Source organism: Kitasatospora sp. NPDC001261, assembly GCF_042896795.1.
Lineage (GTDB): Bacteria > Actinomycetota > Actinomycetes > Streptomycetales > Streptomycetaceae > Kitasatospora.
In genome coordinates this window covers 96,324-113,303 of sequence record NZ_JBIAXP010000004.1, presented here as the reverse complement: position 1 = coordinate 113,303, position 16,980 = coordinate 96,324, and the positions used below count along the sequence as shown (strand labels likewise).

Below are 16,980 nucleotides of genomic sequence, written 5' to 3'. Positions count from 1 at the left end.
CTTCGGCGTTGGTCAAGAGAGATTGACCGGGGCCGGGCGCAACGGGACACCGCGTCCCGGCCGAGCTGAACCGTACGGAAGGTGGCACGTAGGCCATGGCCGAGCAGATCAACCACGACGCCCGGGCGCGGGCGAGCCTGCACCTGCTGGTGCGGGACATCGAGCGGGTGAGGCGGCAGGTCGACGCGCTGCGGACGCTCACCGCTCAACTGGGCAACGTCTACCGTCCGCGCCGACCGAGCACCTCGGCCGGCTTCGTGGTGTACGGGCGGGCGCCGGCGCCGACCGTGCGCCTGGCACAGGAGCTGCGGGAGAGCGTGGAGACCCTGGTGGCGGCGGCGGTCGAGTTCGACCGGGCGCTGGGGTTCTCCTGGGACTCGGTGGGCTCTGCCCTCGGGGTCACCAAGCAGGCGGTGCACCGGCGCTACGGGATGCGCCGGCCGACCAGCGAACTCCTCGCCGCGAGCGGCACCGTCCCGGGCCAGGCCCGTCCGGACCGCTCCGAGGAGCTGCCCACGGGCACCGAGCGCACCGGACTGGCCACGACCGTCCCGGCGGCCCGCCAGGGCGGACTGGACGGTCGCGCCCTGGAGCGCGCCACGATCGACCGCACCGGCATCGACCGCACGCCGATGGACCGCACCACGATCGACCGCACGCCCATCGACCGAACCGGCATCGACCGCGCCGGCATCGACCGGGGCGCACTGGACCGGGGCCCGCTGGACCGCCCCGGCATCGACCGCACCACGATCGACCGCACCCCCGTCGACCGCGCCACGACCGACCGCAGCACCCCCGTCGACCGCCCCCAGGCGGACCGACCCGGCATCCCGCTGCGCGGCTGACCGAGCCACGCACCCGGGCCGTCCGGGGCGGGGTGGCCCACTCACCCCGCCCCGCCGGGCCGCCGGTCCCGAAGCCCCCGAACGCGACGCACGCACCCGCGAGCCCCCGAAGCCCCCGACCCCCGCCCCTCAGCCGATGTCCGTCTCAGCCGATGTCCGTCGGATCCACCCGCACCCGCACCGGCTCCGCCGTCCGCAGCGCGATCCGCGCGATCTGCGCCGCCTTGAGCGCCGCCGCCAGCGCGGCCCCCTGCCCGGGCGGCACCCGCAGCAGCGCCCGCTCCTGCTCCTCCCCCCGCAGCGCCGGCGAGGGCACCGGCCCGAGCACGTCCGCCTCCTCCGGCAGCCGGATCAGGTTCAGCAGGTCCGCGACCGCCGAGGGGCTGCCGCTCACCGAGGCCATCCGGGACACCGGCGGGAAGTGCAGCTGCGCCCGTTCGTCCCGTTCCAGCCCGGCGTGCCCCAGCGGGTCCCACCGGACCAGTGCCTGCACCGGGCGGGCCGAGGGCTCGGCGACCACGACCACCGTCCCGCCCTCCGTCGAGGGCCGCGCCAGCGCGGCCGCCGTGAGCCAGAGCCGCAGCGTCTCCTCCCCCGCCCGCAGGTCCGGCCGGCCGAGCAGCGCCCAGCCGTCCAGCAGCAGTACGGCCCCGTACCCGCCGCCGCCCTCGACCACCGGTTCCGCGCCGGGCGTGGAGATCACCAGGGAGGGTTCGTCCGGCACGGTGGCCAGCACCGCCTCCCGGCCCGAGGTCCGCACCGGGATGCGCGGGAACGCCTTGCCCAGCTCCTCCGCCGTCCGCCGGGCCCCGACCACCTGGGCCCGCAGCCGGAAGGACCCGCACTCGGGGCAGTGCCAGTCGTTCTCCGGCTCCCCGCACCAGGCGCAGCACAGCGTGGCGTCCGCCGAGGGCGCCTCCAGCGGCCCCTCGCAGCGCCGGCAGCGGGCGGGGGTCCGGCAGCGCCCGCAGGCCAGCCGGGGCACGTAGCCGCGCCGGGGCACCTGGATGAGCACCGGGTGCCCGGCGGCCAGCGACTCCCGGGCGGCCTCCCAGGCCACCGAGGGCAGCCGGGCGGCCTGGGCGGCGGCGTCCCGGTGCTGGTCCTGGTCGGTGACGGTCCGCACCCGGGGCGCGGCCTGCCGCACCGTCTCGCGGTCCGCGACCAGCGGGCGCGCCCAGCCGGTGCTGACCAGCTGCGCGCCCTCCACCGTCACCGCGTGCCCGCCGAGCAGCACCGCGGCGCCCTCGTCGGCGGCCCGCAGCAGCGCCACCTCGCGCACGTGCGGGTGCGGGGCGCGCGGGTCGCTGTGGCTGCCGTCGCCGTCCGACCAGACGACGACCAGCCCGAGGTCCCGGACCGGCGCGAACATGGTGGCCCTGGTCCCGATCACGGCCCGCACCGAGCCCCGGCTCACCGCGAGCCAGCGCTTGTACCGCTCGCGCGGGCCGAGGTCGGCCTCCAGCGCCACGTGCGCCCCGGGGCCGAGCAGTTCGGTCAGCGCCTGGTCGACCCGGGCCACCGAGCGCCCCTCCGGGAGCACGACCAGCGCCCCGCGCCCGCCCGCCAGGGTCGCGGCCACGGCGCGCGCGATCTCGTACGGCCAGCCGGGCCCGGGCAGCGCCGCCCAGACCGCGCGCGGCGAGCCGCCGGCGGTGAGCGAGGCGAGGAAGTCGGGCCCCGCGGGGTAGCGCTGCCAGCCGCCGGGGGCCGGGGCGGCCGGGCGCGGCAGCGGCGGCGGCGAGGGTTCGGCCTCGGCCTTGGCGTGCCGGGGCGGGACGGCCAGCTGGAGCACGTCGGCCAGTGTCCCGGCGTACCGGTCGGCGACGGTCCGGCACAGCCGCAGCAGCTGCGGGGTGAGCACCGGCTCGGGCGAGAGCACCTGGGCCAGCGGGGCGAGCGGGCCGGCGAAGTCGCTCTTCTCCAGCCGGGCGACGATGAACCCGTCGTGCAGTTCCCCGCCCTCGCGCTGGCCCTTCACCACCCGCGCCCCGAACCGCACCCGCACCCGCACCCCGGGCTGGGCCTCCTCGGCCATGGCGGCCGGCACCGCGTAGTCGAAGAACTTGTCGATGGTGAGCACGCCCTTGTCCACCACGACCCGGGCCACCGGCAGGTGCTCGGCCCGCTTGGCCCCGTGCCAGGTACGCGGCTTGGCCCGCTTGACCGTCTCCCGGATGAACGCCAGCTGCTCCGGCTCGGCGGCCCCGTTCTCCCCTGTGCTGCTCATCGCCACCAAGTACTACCAGGTCACACCGACAATGCACGAAGCGGCGCCCACCCCCGAACGGGGACGGGCGCCGCTTCCGGGCGCTACGGGCCGAGCGTCAGAACGCTACGGGCCGGCGCTCGGGCACCGGGCTCAGGACGTCAGTCCTGGACGGCGGCCTTCAGCTGCTCCACGCGGTCGGTGCGCTCCCAGGTGAAGTCCGGCAGCTCACGGCCGAAGTGCCCGTACGCGGCGGTCTGGGAGTAGATCGGGCGCAGCAGGTCCAGGTCGCGGATGATCGCGGCCGGGCGGAGGTCGAAGACCTCGGAGACGGCCTTCTGGATCGCGAGGACCGGCACCGACTCGGTGCCGAAGGTCTCCACGAACAGGCCGACCGGCTCGGCCTTGCCGATCGCGTACGCGACCTGCACCTCGGCGCGGCGGGCGAGGCCGGCGGCGACGATGTTCTTCGCCACCCAGCGCATCGCGTACGCGGCCGAGCGGTCCACCTTGGACGGGTCCTTGCCGGAGAAGGCGCCGCCACCGTGGCGGGCCATGCCGCCGTAGGTGTCGATGATGATCTTGCGGCCGGTGAGGCCGGCGTCGCCCATCGGGCCGCCGATCTCGAAGCGGCCGGTCGGGTTGACCAGCAGGCGGTAGCCCTCGGTGGTCAGCTTGATGCCCTGCTCGGCCAGCGCCTTCAGCTCCGGCTCGACGACGAACTCGCGGATGTCCGGGGTGAGCAGCGACTCCAGGTCGATGTCACTGGCGTGCTGGGTGGAGACGACCACGGTGTCGAGGCGGACGGCCTTGTCGCCGTCGTACTCGATGGTGACCTGGGTCTTGCCGTCGGGGCGCAGGTAGGGGATGGTCCCGTTCTTGCGCACCTCGGTCAGGCGGCGGGAGAGGCGGTGCGCCAGGGTGATCGGCAGCGGCATGAGCTCGGGCGTCTCGTCGGACGCGTAGCCGAACATCAGGCCCTGGTCACCGGCGCCCTGCTTGTCCAGGTCGTCAGCGCCGTCCCCCTGGGTGGAACCCTCGACCCGTGCCTCGTACGCGGTGTCGACGCCCTGCGCGATGTCGGGCGACTGGGCACCGATGGACACCGACACGCCGCAGGAGGCGCCGTCGAAGCCCTTCTTGGAGCTGTCGTAGCCGATCTCCAGGATCTTGTCCCGGACGAGCTGGGCGATCGGCGCGTACGCCTTGGTGGTCACCTCGCCGGCCACGTGCACCTGGCCGGTGGTGATGAGCGTCTCCACGGCGACCCGGGACGTCGGGTCCTCCCGCAGGAGAGCGTCAAGGATGGTGTCGCTGATCTGGTCAGCGATCTTGTCGGGGTGTCCCTCGGTCACGGACTCCGAGGTGAACAGGCGGCGAGACACAGCGCTCCCTGGGGTTGCAGCGGCTGCTGACTGAAGTTCCCCGGCTCGTACCGGGGAACTCCGGAAAGACTTGATTCCTGGAGTCTAACGGTCTGGTTCCGCCGAACGTCACCCGCTTCAGGATTTCTCGACCGCCGCGCGAGCGAATCCGATCAGTTGCCGCCTGTTTCCAGCCGCTTTGCGACCAGGTCCCAGACCACGTCCGCGAGCGCCTCCTTCGGGCCCACCGGAACGGCCGTCTCGCTGCCGTCCGAGCCCAGCACCACGGCCTCGTTGACGTCCGTGCCGAAGGCCTTGCCGTTGCCGACCTCGTTCACGACCAGCAGGTCACAGCCCTTGCGCGCGAGCTTGGCGCGGCCGTTGGCGAGCACGTCGTCCGTCTCCGCCGCGAAACCCACCACGAGTTGGCCCGAACGGGCCCGGTGGGCCGAGAGCTCGGCCAGGATGTCCGGATTGCGGACCAGCGCGACCGCGGCCGGTTCGACCCCCTCGACCTTCTTGATCTTGCCGGTGGCGTACTCGGCGGGCCGGAAGTCCGCCACCGCCGCGGCCATCACCACGGCATCCGCGTCCTTGACCGCCTCCAGCGCCGCCTCGCGCAGCTCCAGCGCGGTCGAGACGTGCACCACGTCCACCCCGGCCGGGTCCGGCAGCTCGGCGTTGGCCGAGAGCAGCGTCACCCGGGCCCCGCGCGCCGCGGCCGTCACGGCGAGCGCGTAGCCCTGCTTGCCGGAGGAGCGGTTGCCGAGGTAGCGCACCGGGTCCAGCGGCTCCCGGGTGCCGCCGGCCGAGACCACCACGTGTCGGCCGGCCAGGTCGGTCGGCACCGGCCCGCCGCGGCGCAGCACGGCCTTGCACGCCTCGAAGATCGCGGAGGGCTCGGGCAGCCGGCCCTTGCCGGTGTCCTTGCCGGTCAGCCGCCCGACGGCCGGCTCCAGCACGATCACGCCCCGGCGGCGCAGCGTGGCGACGTTGTCCCGGGTGGCCGGGTGCTCCCACATCTCGGTGTGCATGGCGGGCGCCAGCACCACCGGGCAGCGGGCGGTGAGCAGGGTGTTGGTCAGCAGGTCGTCGGCGAGGCCGTGGGCGGCCTTGGCGATCAGGTCGGCGGTGGCCGGGGTGACCACGACCAGGTCGGCCTGCTGCCCGATCCGCACGTGCGGCACCTCGTGCACGCGCTCCCAGGTCTCGGTGGCGGCCGGGCGGCCGGACAGCGCGGCCCAGGTCGCCTCGCCGACGAAGTGCAGCGCGGCCGCGGTCGGCACCACGGTGACCTGGTGGCCGGACTCGGTGAAGCGGCGCAGCAGCTCGCACGCCTTGTACGCGGCGATCCCGCCGCTCACGCCGAGGACCACGCGGGGGGCGTCCGCACTCAGAGTCATCTACCGGCCTTTCTCCGCATCGGGCTCCGCATCGGGAACGCGCCCACCCTACGGCCCCCCGGCCCCGCCCCGCACAGCGCCCCGGCCCGACCCCGTACGGCGCTCCGCACCGCGCTCCGGCGCCGGGAACGCCGGAGGGCCCGGCGGAAACGATTCCGCCGGGCCCTCCCGGAAATTCAGCGACCGCCTCAGGCAGCCTCGACCGCCTCGGCGGTCAGCATGCCCGCGTTGATCTCGCGCAGCGCGATCGACAGCGGCTTCTCGTGCACGTGGGTGTCGACCAGCGGGCCGACGTACTCCAGCAGGCCCTCGCCGAGCTGGGAGTAGTAAGCGTTGATCTGGCGCGCGCGCTTGGCGGCGTAGATCACGAGGCTGTACTTGGAGTCGGTGGCCTCGAGCAGCTCGTCGATCGGCGGGTTGATGATGCCCTCGGGCGCGGTCATGGAAGAGGACACGCTAAAACCTTCCGAAAGGGTGGAAAAGACAGACAGGTCAGGCTACACCGAGCAAGGCTAGCAGTTCGGCCGCTACCTGCTCGACCGAGGTGTTGACAAGGGTCGTGTCGAACTCGGGCTCGGCCGCGAGCTCGATCTTGGCCGCCGCCAACCGCTTCTCGATCACGTCCTGCGACTCGGTGCCCCGGCCGGTCAGCCGGCGGACCAGCTCGTCCCAGCTCGGCGGGGCCAGGAAGACCAGCTGCGCCTCGGGCATCGACTCGCGCACCTGCCGGGCGCCCTGGAGGTCGATCTCCAGCAGCACCGGCTCGCCGCGCTCCAGCTTCTCCTGCACGGCCGCACGCGGGGTCCCGTAACGGTTCCCGGCGAACTCGGCCCACTCCAGCAGCTCGCCGTTGGCGACCAGCTTGTCGAACTCGTCGTTGTCGACGAAGTGGTACTGGACCCCGTTCTTCTCGCCGGGCCTCGGGTGCCGGGTCGTCGCCGACACCGAGAGCCAGACCTCGGGGTGCATCTTCCTCATATGAGCGACGACCGTGCTCTTGCCGACCCCCGAAGGGCCGGAGAGCACGGTCAGCCGCGGACGCTCACTCATGCACCGATTATCCCGGATCGCGGGGGATCCTGGGACCACGGGGGCACGGTCAGGCGGCGCCACCGCCGAACTCCCGCTCCAGGGAAGCGATCTGGTTCGTACCGAGGCCGCGGACACGCCGGCTCTCACTGATGCCGAGGCGCTCCATGATCTGCTTGGCGCGGACCTTGCCGACGCCGGGAAGGGACTCGAGCAGAGCCGAGACCTTCATCTTGCCGATCACGTCGTTGTCGGCCTTGCCGGCCTTGATCACCTCGTGCAGGGAGGCGCCGGAGTGCTTGAGCCGGTTCTTGACCTCGGCGCGCTCCCGGCGAGCCTCGGCGGCCTTGGCGAGCGCGGCGGTGCGCTGTTCAGGGGTAAGGGGCGGAAGGGCCACGCCGTTCACCTCAGGGTGTGGATGGATGGATTGAGCTAGGACTGGTTCGGTACCGAGGACACCGTCCGCAAGGGGAACCACAAGGCCCTGACCTGCGGGAGCCACGGAAATCGCGGCTCGCCGATGACCTATCGCCGGACACTACCCGGATTGCGGCGCCACGTCAGGAAAAGAACACGAAAAGTCCTGGTCAGCCAAGGCCGACCAGGACTTTCCAGGGCAAAATGACCGCGATTGCGAGACTTTGGCGGGGCCGATGTGACGGCGCTCACGTCAACTCGGCGGCCACCGCGCGGTCCTGCGGACACTCCGCAGGGTCACCACCCCGCTACCTGAAGGACGGGTTCCGCTACTTGACGGCCCCCGCGAACTCCCCGACGAAGCGCTCCGCCGCCGCGCGCAGCGCCGGCACCGAGGGACCGTGCTTGAGCACGTCGCGGCTGACGCTCGGCACCACGTTCATCACCGAGGCGCCGAAGACCCGCGGCAGGTCCGCCATGGTCGCGCCCTGGGCGCCGATCCCGGGGGCCAGCAGCGGGCCGTTGATGGCCAGGTCCACGCCCGCGTCGGCCAGCGTCGCGCCGACCACCGCGCCGAAGGAGCCGAGCGGCGCGGCGCCCTCGTTCTCGGCCGCCAGCTGCCGCAGCACCGAGGCCGCGACCGGCTCGCCGTCCGCGCCCACCGCGCGCTGCACCTCGGCGCCCTCGGGGTTGGAGGTGAGCGCCAGCGCGAACACGCCGCAGCCCTGCTCCCGGGCCAGGTCCAGGGCCGGGCGCAGCGAGCCGAAGCCCAGGTACGGGCTGACCGTCACCGCGTCCGAGAACAGCGGGCTGCCCGGCGACAGGAAGGCCTCGGCGTACGCGGCCATGGTGGAGCCGATGTCGCCGCGCTTGGCGTCCATCAGGACCAGCGCGCCGGCCGCCCGGGCCTCCTCGACGGTGCGCTCCAGCACCGCGACGCCCTTGCTGCCGAAGCGCTCGAAGAAGGCGGCCTGCGGCTTCAGCACGGCCACCCGGTCGGCCAGCGCCTCGACCACGGTGCGGCTGAAGGACTCCAGCCCGGCGAGGTCGTCGCCGAGCCCCCAGGCGGCGAGCAGGGAGGCGTGCGGGTCGATGCCGACGCAGAGCTGGCCGCGGGTGTCGAGGGCCTGGCGCAGCCGGGCGCCGAACGGGGCGAGGGTCATGTCGTCCTTTCCAGGACCGGTGGGTCCAGAACCGATGGGGGTGTTCACGAGCCGCGGACGGCGCTGCCGACGGCGTCGGCCAGGCTGCGGAAGCCGCCCGCGCGGACCTTGGCGGACAGGCCCTTGTGGATCCGCCGGCACCAGAACGGGCCCTCGTAGATGAAGGCGCTGTAGCCCTGGACCAGGTCGGCGCCGTGGACGATCCGCTGCCAGGCGTCCTCGGCGGTCTCGATGCCGCCGACCGAGACGAGGGTCAGCCGGCCCCCGGTGCGGGCGCGCAGCCGCTGGAGGACCTCCAGGGCGCGGGCCTTGAGCGGGGCGCCGGACAGGCCGCCCATGCCGATCTCCTCGACCCGCGCGGCGTCGGCGCGCAGGCCCTCGCGGCCGATCGTGGTGTTGGTGGCGATGATGCCGTCCAGGCCCAGCTCCAGGGCGAGGTCGGCGACCGCGTCGACGTCCTCGTCGGCCAGGTCGGGGGCGATCTTGACCAGCAGCGGCACGTGGTGCGCGGTGGTGCGGTCGGCGGCCTCGCGGACGGCGGAGAGCAGCGGCCGCAGGTGGTCCACGGCCTGGAGGTTGCGCAGCCCGGGGGTGTTCGGCGAACTGACGTTGACCACCAGGTAGTCGGCGTACTGGGCGAGCCGCTCGGTGGACTTCACGTAGTCGGCGACGGCGTCGGCCTCCTCGACCACCTTGGTCTTGCCGATGTTGACGCCGAGCACCGGGGTGGAGCTGGTGTGCGGGCGGGCGGCCAGCCGGGCGGCGACCCGGGCCGAGCCCTGGTTGTTGAAGCCCATCCGGTTGATCAGCGCGCGGTCCTCGACCAGGCGGAACAGCCGGGGCGCCGGGTTGCCGGGCTGGGCCTCGCCGGTGACGGTGCCGATCTCGACGTAGTCGAAGCCGAGCATCGACAGGCCGTCGATGCCGACGCCGTTCTTGTCGAAGCCGGCCGCCAGGCCGAACGGGCCGGGCAGGTCGAGGCCGAGGGCGCGGGTGCGCAGGGCCCGGTCGCGCGGGGCGAGCACCAGCCGCACCAGGGTGCGCAGGCCGGGCACCGAGGAGGCGAGGCGGATCCAGAAGAAGGCGAGGTGGTGGGCCTTCTCGGGGTCCATCCTCTTGAAGAGCAGGTCGAACAGAAGCTTGTACAAGGGTGGTTCAACTCCCGGAGCGGATAACGGGCTTGCTCATGGAAGTGGGGGGCACCCGGCTGGCTCCGGTGCCCCCCACTGCGGTGGTGCTACTTGCGGCCGGCGTTGATCAGCTCGGCGTGCTCCTGGAGCGACATCACCCCGACCTCGTCGCGCAGCAGCGCGTCCATGCCCTGCACGGCCGCGCCCATCGCCTGGACGGTGGTCAGGCAGGGCACCGCGCGGGCCACGGCCGCGGTGCGGATCTCGTAGCCGTCGAGGCGGCCGCCGGTGCCGTACGGCGTGTTGATGATGAGGTCGACCTCACCGTCGTGGATCAGCTGGACGATGGTCCGCTCGCCGTTCGGGCCCTCGCCCTCGCTGTGCTTGCGCACCAGCGTGGACGGGATGCCGCCGCGGTGGAGCACCTCGGCGGTGCCGGCGGTGGCGAGCACCTCGAAGCCGAGGTTGACCAGCGCCCGGGCCGGGAAGACCAGGTTGCGCTTGTCCCGGTTGGCCACCGAGACGAAGACCTTGCCCTTGGTCGGCAGCGCGCCGTACGCGCCGGACTGCGCCTTCGCGTAGGCGGTGCCGAACACCTTGTCGATGCCCATGACCTCACCGGTCGAGCGCATCTCCGGGCCGAGCACGGTGTCCACGCCGCGGCCGTGGATGTCGCGGAAGCGGCTCCACGGCATCACGGCCTCCTTGACCGCGATCGGCGCGTCGGCGGGCAGCGTGCCGCCGTCGCCCTCGGCCGGGAGCAGGCCCTCGGCGCGCAGCTCGGCGATGGTGGCGCCGAGCGAGATCCGGGCGGCGGCCTTGGCCAGCGGCACGGCGGTCGCCTTGGAGGTGAACGGGACGGTCCGGGAGGCGCGCGGGTTGGCCTCCAGCACGTAGAGGATGTCCCCGGCCATGGCGAACTGGATGTTGATCAGGCCGCGGACGCCGACACCGCGCGCGATGGCCTCGGTGGAGGTGCGCAGGCGCTTGATGTCGTAGCCGCCGAGGGTGATCGGGGGCAGCGCGCAGGCGGAGTCGCCGGAGTGGATGCCGGCCTCCTCGATGTGCTCCATGACGCCGCCGAGGTAGAGCTCGGTGCCGTCGTAGAGGGCGTCGACGTCGATCTCCACCGCGTCGTCGAGGAAGCGGTCGATGAGCACCGGGTGCTCGGAGATCAGGCCCGCGTGGCGCTCCAGGTAGGAGGCGAGCGAGGCCTCGTCGTAGACGATCTCCATGCCGCGGCCGCCGAGCACGTAGGACGGGCGGGCGAGCACGGGGTAGCCGATCTCGTCGGCGATCGCCTTGGCCTCCTCGAAGGAGAAGGCGGTGCCGTGCTTGGGGGCCGGCAGGCCGGCGTCGCGCAGGACGCGGCCGAAGGCGCCGCGCTCCTCGGCGAGGTCGATCGCCTCGGGCTGGGTGCCGGCGATCGGCACGCCGTTGTCCTTGAGCGCCTGGGCCAGGCCGAGCGGGGTCTGGCCGCCGAGCTGGACGATCACGCCGGCGAGCGGGCCGGCCTGCTGCTCGGCGTGGACGATCTCCAGCACGTCCTCCAGGGTGAGCGGCTCGAAGTAGAGCCGGTCGGAGGTGTCGTAGTCGGTGGAGACGGTCTCCGGGTTGCAGTTGACCATGACGGTCTCGTACCCGGCGTCGGCGAGCGCGAAGGAGGCGTGCACGCAGGAGTAGTCGAACTCGATGCCCTGGCCGATGCGGTTCGGGCCGGAGCCCAGGATGATCACGGCGGGCTTGGTGCGCGGGGCGACCTCGTTCTCCTCGTCGTAGGACGAGTAGAAGTACGGGGTCTTGGCGGCGAACTCGGCGGCGCAGGTGTCGACGGTCTTGAACACCGGGCGGATGCCGAGGGCGTGCCGCACCTCGCGGACGACGTCCGGCTTCAGGCCGCGGATCTCGCCGATCTGCTGGTCGGAGAAGCCGTGCCGCTTGGCGTGGCGCAGCAGCTCGGGGGTGAGCTCCTCGGCCTCGGCCAGCTCGCCGGCGATCTCGTCCAGCAGGAAGAGCTGGTCGACGAACCACGGGTCGATCTTCGTGTACTCGAAGACCTCCTCCGGGGTGGCGCCGGCCCGGATGGCGTCCATCACGGTGTTGATCCGGCCGTCGGTCGGCACGGTGGCCTTGACCAGCAGCTCGGTCTTCTCCCCGAGCGGGCCGGTCCAGTTGAACTGGGAGCCCTTCTTCTCCAGCGAGCGCAGCGCCTTCTGCAGGGCCTCGGGGAAGTTGCGGCCCATGGCCATCGCCTCGCCGACCGACTTCATGGTGGTGGTCAGCGTGGCGTCGGCGCTCGGGAACTTCTCGAACGCGAACCGCGGCACCTTGACGACGACGTAGTCGAGGGTCGGCTCGAAGGAGGCCGGGGTCTGCTCGGTGATGTCGTTGGGGATCTCGTCCAGGGTGTAGCCGACGGCCAGCTTGGCGGCGATCTTGGCGATCGGGAAGCCGGTGGCCTTGGAGGCGAGCGCCGAGGAGCGGGAGACGCGCGGGTTCATCTCGATGACGATGACCCGGCCGTCCTCGGGGTTGACGGCGAACTGGATGTTGCAGCCGCCGGTGTCCACGCCGACCTCGCGGATGACGGCGATGCCGATGTCGCGCAGGATCTGGTACTCGCGGTCGGTGAGCGTCATCGCCGGGGCGACGGTGATCGAGTCACCGGTGTGGACGCCCATCGGGTCGAAGTTCTCGATGGAGCAGACGACCACGACGTTGTCGTTCTTGTCGCGCATCAGCTCCAGCTCGTACTCCTTCCAGCCGAGGATGGACTCCTCCAGGAGCACCTCGGTGGTCGGCGAGAGGGTCAGGCCCTGGCCGGCGATGCGGCGCAGGTCCTCCTCGTTGTGGGCGAAGCCGGAGCCGGCGCCGCCCATGGTGAAGGAGGGGCGGACGACGACCGGGTAGCCGCCGAGCGTGTCGACGCCGGCCAGCACCTCGTCCATGGTGTGGCAGATGACCGAGCGGGCGGACTCGCCGTGGCCGATCTTGGCGTTGACGGCCTCGACGACGCCCTTGAAGAGCTCGCGGTCCTCGCCCTTGTTGATCGCCTCGACGTCGGCGCCGATCAGCTCGACGCCGTACTTCTCCAGCGTGCCCGCCGCGTGCAGCGAGATCGCGGTGTTGAGCGCGGTCTGGCCGCCCAGGGTCGGCAGCAGCGCGTCGGGGCGCTCCTTGGCGATGATCTTCTCGACGAACTCCGGGGTGATCGGCTCGACGTAGGTGGCGTCGGCGATCTCCGGGTCGGTCATGATCGTGGCCGGGTTGGAGTTGACCAGCACGACCCGCAGGCCCTCGGCCTTGAGGACCCGGCAGGCCTGCGTACCCGAGTAGTCGAACTCGGCGGCCTGGCCGATCACGATCGGACCGGAGCCGATCACCAGGACGGACTTGATGTCAGAGCGCTTAGGCACGCTGGCCCTCCATGAGCTTCACGAAGCGGTCGAACAGGTAGGCGGCGTCGTGCGGACCGGCGGCCGCTTCGGGGTGGTACTGCACGCTGAAGGCGGGGACGTCGAGTGCCTGGAGGCCCTCGACCACGTCGTCGTTGAGGCAGACGTGGGAGACCTCGACCCGCCCGTAGGGGGTGTCGCTCACCTTGTCCAGCGGGGCGTTCACGGCGAAGCCGTGGTTGTGGGCGGTCACCTCGACCGTGCCGGTGGTGCGGTCCTGCACCGGCTGGTTGATGCCGCGGTGGCCGTACTTGAGCTTGTAGGTGCCGAAGCCCAGGGCGCGGCCGAGGATCTGGTTGCCGAAGCAGATCCCGAAGAACGGGGTCTTGCGCTCCAGCACGCCCTGCGCCACGGCGACCTGGTGGTCGGCGGTGGCCGGGTCGCCCGGGCCGTTGGAGAAGAACACGCCGTCCGGGTTGACGGCGTAGAGGTCCTCCAGGGTGGAGTTCGCCGGCAGCACGTGCACCTCGATGCCGCGCTCGGCCATCCGCTGCGGGGTCATCGCCTTGATGCCGAGGTCCAGCGCGGCGACGGTGAACTTCTTCTCACCGATCGCGGGCACCACGTACGCCTCGGTGGTGGCGACCTCGGCGCACAGGTCGGCGCCCTTCATCTCGGGCGACTGCTGCACCCGGGCCAGCAGGGCGGCCTGGTCGGCCAGCGCCTCGCCGGAGAAGATGCCGCAGCGCATCGCGCCGCGCTCGCGCAGGTGGCGGGTCAGCGCGCGGGTGTCGATGCCGCTGATGCCGACGACGCCCTGGTCGACCAGTTCCTCGTCGAGCGAGCGGCGGGAGCGCCAGTTGGAGGCGACCCGGGCGGGGTCGCGCACCACGTAGCCGGCGACCCAGATCTGCTTGGACTCGTCGTCCTCGTCGTTCCAGCCGGTGTTGCCGATCTGCGGGGCGGTCATCACGACCACCTGGCGGTGGTACGACGGGTCGGTGAGGGTCTCCTGGTAGCCGGACATGCCGGTGTTGAAGACCGCCTCGCCGAAGGTCTCGCCGATGGCGCCGTAGGCCTGTCCGCGGAACGTCCGGCCGTCCTCCAGGACGAGCACGGCAGGCACTCGTTCCCGCCGTTGGCGCTGCGTGGTGGGGGCAGGTGCGGTCATTGCGCGGCCTCTTCCGTCTTCGTCTTCGTACGTGTTGCGAGTTGGGCGACCGCCTCGACCCAGGCGGCGTGCTCATCGGGGTGGTCGGCCCGGAAACCGGAGTCCAGCTCGGCGCCCTCGTGCGTCCAGGTGACGACGAGCAGCCCGGAGGGGACGACCTTGCCGGCGATCCCGGAGTCCGTACGGGCACCGGTCAGGTGCTCGGCCGGGATCCAGAAGTCGACGTCGCCCGGGCGCTGCACCAGCAGGCCGTCCTCGCCGAGGGTGAGGTCGGCGCGGCTGCGGGTGCCCAGGCCGTGGGCGACGACCCGGTCCAGCCAGTTCCCGGCGGTGGTCGTGCCGTGGTACCGGCCGCTGGTCTCCAGGATGGTGCGCCCGGCGCGGGCCGGCACGGCCGGCAGCGGCGGGATCCCGGACTGCAGGGTGCGCCGCCAGTTCCAGCCCTGGCGCATCAGCCAGTAGACGAGGCCGATCACGATCAGCAGGCCGATGGACCAGCCGATGTACCCGGGCCAGTCGGTGACCTTCGCCTGCTCCTGGGCGAGCGTGGCGCGGTCCATCACGCCTCGCCCCGCTCGGCGAGCTCGCCGGCCAGCACGGTGGCGCGCCCGCGCAGGAAGGTGGCGTGCACCCGTCCGGGCAGGTCCAGGCCCTTGTAGGGGGTGTTGCGGCTGCGGGTGGCGAAGCTGTCCGGGTTCACGGCACCACGGTACGCGGGATCGAACAGCACCAGGTTGGCGGGCTCACCCACCGAGATCGGCCGGCCGTGGCCGGTGAGACGGCCGATCCGGGCCGGGCGGTGCGACATCCGGTCCGCGACGCCCTCCCAGTTCAGCAGGCCGGTGTCGACCATGGTCTGCTGCACGACCGACAGCGCGGTCTCCAGGCCGACCATGCCCATCGCGGCCACGGCCCACTCGCAGTCCTTGTCCTCGGCCGGGTGCGGCGCGTGGTCGGTGGCGACGGCGTCGATGGTGCCGTCGGCGAGCGCCTCGCGCAGTGCCCGGACGTCCTCGGCGGTGCGCAGCGGCGGGTTCACCTTGTAGACCGGGTCGTAGGTGCGGACCAGCTCGTCGGTGAGCAGCAGGTGGTGCGGGGTCACCTCGGCGGTGACGTCCCAGCCCTTGGACTTGGCCCAGCGGACGATCTCGACCGAGCCGGCCGTGGAGAGGTGGCAGACGTGCAGCCGGGAGCCGACGTGCGCGGCGAGCAGCACGTCGCGGGCGATGATCGACTCCTCGGCGACGGCCGGCCAGCCGCCGAGCCCGAGCTCGCCGGAGACCTGGCCCTCGTTCATCTGGGCGCCCTCGGTCAGCCGCGGCTCCTGGGCGTGCTGGGCGACGACGCCGTCGAAGGCCTTGACGTACTCCAGGGCGCGGCGCATCAGCACCGCGTCGTCCACGCACTTGCCGTCGTCGGAGAAGACCCGGACGTCGGCGGCGGACTCGTGCATCGCGCCGAGCTCGGCGAGCTGCTTGCCCTCCAGGCCGACGGTGACGGCGCCGACCGGCTGCACGTCGCAGTAGCCGGCCTCCTGGCCGAGCCGCCAGACCTGCTCGACCACGCCGGCGGTGTCGGCCACCGGGGTGGTGTTGGCCATCGCGTGCACGGCGGTGAAGCCGCCCATCGCGGCGGCCCGGGTGCCGGTGAGCACGGTCTCGGCGTCCTCGCGGCCGGGCTCGCGCAGGTGGGTGTGCAGGTCGACCAGGCCGGGCAGGGCGATCAGCCCGGTGGCGTCGATCTCGATGTCCGCCTCGACCGTCAGGCCGGTGCCGATCGCCTGGACGACGCCGTCGGCGAGGTGGAGGTCCTGCGGGGCGCCGCCCAGGATCTTGGCGTTGCGGATCAGGTAGCTGGTCACTGGGCGGTCTCCACGGAGTCGGTACGGGGGGTGTCGGTGGGCGCGTCGGCGAAGACGGCGCCGCCGAGCAGCAGGTAGAGGACGGCCATCCGGACGGAGACGCCGTTGGCGACCTGCTCGATCGCGGTGCAGCGCGGCGAGTCGGCGACCTCGGCGGTGATCTCCATGCCGCGGACCATCGGACCGGGGTGCATCACGATCGCGTGGTCCGGCAGCTGGGCCATCCGGCGGCCGTTCATGCCGTAGCGGCGGCTGTACTCGCGCTCGGTCGGGAAGAACGCGGCGTTCATCCGCTCGCGCTGCACCCGCAGCATCATCAGCGAGTCCGTCTTGGGCAGCACGCTGTCCAGGTCGTAGCTGACCTCGCAGGGCCAGTTCTCGATCCCGATCGGCAGCAGGGTCGGCGGGGCGACGAAGGTCACCTGCGCGCCGAGGGTGTTCAGCAGGTGGACGTTGGAGCGGGCGACCCGGCTGTGCAGGACGTCGCCGACGATGGTCACCCGGCGGCCCGCGAGGTCCTGGCCGGCGCCCGGGTTGAGGTGGCGGCGCATGGTGAAGGCGTCGAGCAGCGCCTGGGTGGGGTGCTCGTGGGTGCCGTCACCGGCGTTGATCACACTGCCGTGCAGCCAGTCGGACTGGGCCAGCCGGGCCGGGGCGCCGGAGGCGTGGTGGCGGATGACCACCGCGTCGGCGCCCATCGCCTGGAGGGTCAGCGCGGTGTCCTTGAGGCTCTCGCCCTTGGAGACCGAGGAGCCCTTGGCGGAGAAGTTGATGACGTCGGCCGAGAGCCGCTTCTCGGCGACCTCGAAGGAGGTCTTCGTCCGGGTGGAGTCCTCGAAGAAGAGGTTGACGACGGTGCGGCCGCGCAGCGTGGGCAGCTTCTTGACGGCCCGGCCGGAGAGCTGGGCGAGCTCCTCGGCGGTGTCCAGGATCAGCAGCGCGTCGTCGCGGCTGAGATCGGCGGCGGAGACGAGGTGGCGCTTCACGCGG

13 protein-coding genes and 1 pseudogene are annotated in these 16,980 nt (G+C 72.6%); 1 reads left to right on the top strand and 13 read right to left on the bottom strand.

All coding sequences use genetic code 11. From position 1 onward, the window contains the following. Nucleotides 1-95: 95 nt before the first annotated feature. Nucleotides 96-563 (top strand): annotated as a pseudogene (locus ACFY4B_RS07385) (hypothetical protein); the annotation flags it as partial. 430 nt (nt 564-993) lie between these two features. Here the strand turns inward: ACFY4B_RS07385 and ACFY4B_RS07380 are convergent. The 13 genes from ACFY4B_RS07380 to ACFY4B_RS07320 form a co-directional block, all read right to left on the bottom strand. After that, entirely contained in the window at nt 994-3,078 is a 2,085-nt protein-coding gene (locus tag ACFY4B_RS07380) for a primosomal protein N' (protein ID WP_380778437.1), read from the bottom strand. A 140-nt stretch (nt 3,079-3,218) separates the two neighbouring features. Further along, nucleotides 3,219-4,442 carry a methionine adenosyltransferase gene (gene metK / locus ACFY4B_RS07375; protein WP_049651366.1) on the bottom strand — a complete coding sequence of 408 codons (1,224 nt, stop codon included), beginning with the start codon at nt 4,440-4,442 and terminating at the stop codon, nt 3,219-3,221. A gap of 152 nt (nt 4,443-4,594) precedes the next feature. Beyond that, nucleotides 4,595-5,824 (bottom strand): bifunctional phosphopantothenoylcysteine decarboxylase/phosphopantothenate--cysteine ligase CoaBC, encoded by a 1,230-nt coding sequence (gene coaBC / locus ACFY4B_RS07370; protein WP_387966775.1) that lies wholly within the window; start codon nt 5,822-5,824, stop codon nt 4,595-4,597. A gap of 188 nt (nt 5,825-6,012) precedes the next feature. Continuing rightward, the gene (rpoZ, locus tag ACFY4B_RS07365) at nt 6,013-6,279 is read right to left on the bottom strand and encodes a DNA-directed RNA polymerase subunit omega (RefSeq protein WP_030056185.1); all 267 of its coding nucleotides are present in this window, start codon (nt 6,277-6,279) and stop codon (nt 6,013-6,015) included. 37 nt (nt 6,280-6,316) lie between these two features. After that, nucleotides 6,317-6,874 carry a guanylate kinase gene (gene gmk, locus ACFY4B_RS07360; RefSeq protein WP_049651364.1) on the bottom strand — a complete coding sequence of 186 codons (558 nt, stop codon included), beginning with the start codon at nt 6,872-6,874 and terminating at the stop codon, nt 6,317-6,319. A gap of 49 nt (nt 6,875-6,923) precedes the next feature. Beyond that, nucleotides 6,924-7,250 carry an integration host factor, actinobacterial type gene (gene mihF, locus ACFY4B_RS07355; RefSeq protein ID WP_030056187.1) on the bottom strand — a complete coding sequence of 109 codons (327 nt, stop codon included), beginning with the start codon at nt 7,248-7,250 and terminating at the stop codon, nt 6,924-6,926. A 349-nt stretch (nt 7,251-7,599) separates the two neighbouring features. Beyond that, complete coding sequence (gene pyrF, locus ACFY4B_RS07350; RefSeq protein ID WP_387966774.1) at nt 7,600-8,433, bottom strand: orotidine-5'-phosphate decarboxylase; 834 nt, start codon at nt 8,431-8,433, stop codon at nt 7,600-7,602. Between the two features lie 44 nt (nt 8,434-8,477). Beyond that, nucleotides 8,478-9,581, bottom strand: coding sequence for a quinone-dependent dihydroorotate dehydrogenase (locus ACFY4B_RS07345; protein ID WP_117487142.1), 1,104 nt, complete (start codon nt 9,579-9,581; stop codon nt 8,478-8,480). An 89-nt stretch (nt 9,582-9,670) separates the two neighbouring features. Then, nucleotides 9,671-12,979: a carbamoyl-phosphate synthase large subunit gene (gene carB, locus ACFY4B_RS07340; protein WP_117487143.1), complete on the bottom strand. Its 3,309-nt coding sequence runs from the start codon at nt 12,977-12,979 to the stop codon at nt 9,671-9,673. Continuing rightward, on the bottom strand, nt 12,972-14,129 hold the full coding sequence (carA, locus tag ACFY4B_RS07335; protein ID WP_049651360.1) for a glutamine-hydrolyzing carbamoyl-phosphate synthase small subunit: 1,158 nt from the start codon (nt 14,127-14,129) through the stop codon (nt 12,972-12,974). The genes carB and carA overlap by 8 nt, the downstream gene beginning before the upstream one ends. Beyond that, complete coding sequence (locus ACFY4B_RS07330) at nt 14,126-14,689, bottom strand: hypothetical protein (protein ID WP_049651359.1); 564 nt, start codon at nt 14,687-14,689, stop codon at nt 14,126-14,128. The genes carA and ACFY4B_RS07330 overlap by 4 nt, the downstream gene beginning before the upstream one ends. Next, complete coding sequence (locus tag ACFY4B_RS07325) at nt 14,689-15,990, bottom strand: dihydroorotase (protein ID WP_049651358.1); 1,302 nt, start codon at nt 15,988-15,990, stop codon at nt 14,689-14,691. The genes ACFY4B_RS07330 and ACFY4B_RS07325 overlap by 1 nt, the downstream gene beginning before the upstream one ends. Further along, nucleotides 15,987-16,976 (bottom strand): aspartate carbamoyltransferase catalytic subunit, encoded by a 990-nt coding sequence (locus tag ACFY4B_RS07320; protein ID WP_049651357.1) that lies wholly within the window; start codon nt 16,974-16,976, stop codon nt 15,987-15,989. The genes ACFY4B_RS07325 and ACFY4B_RS07320 overlap by 4 nt, the downstream gene beginning before the upstream one ends. Nucleotides 16,977-16,980 lie beyond the last annotated feature (4 nt).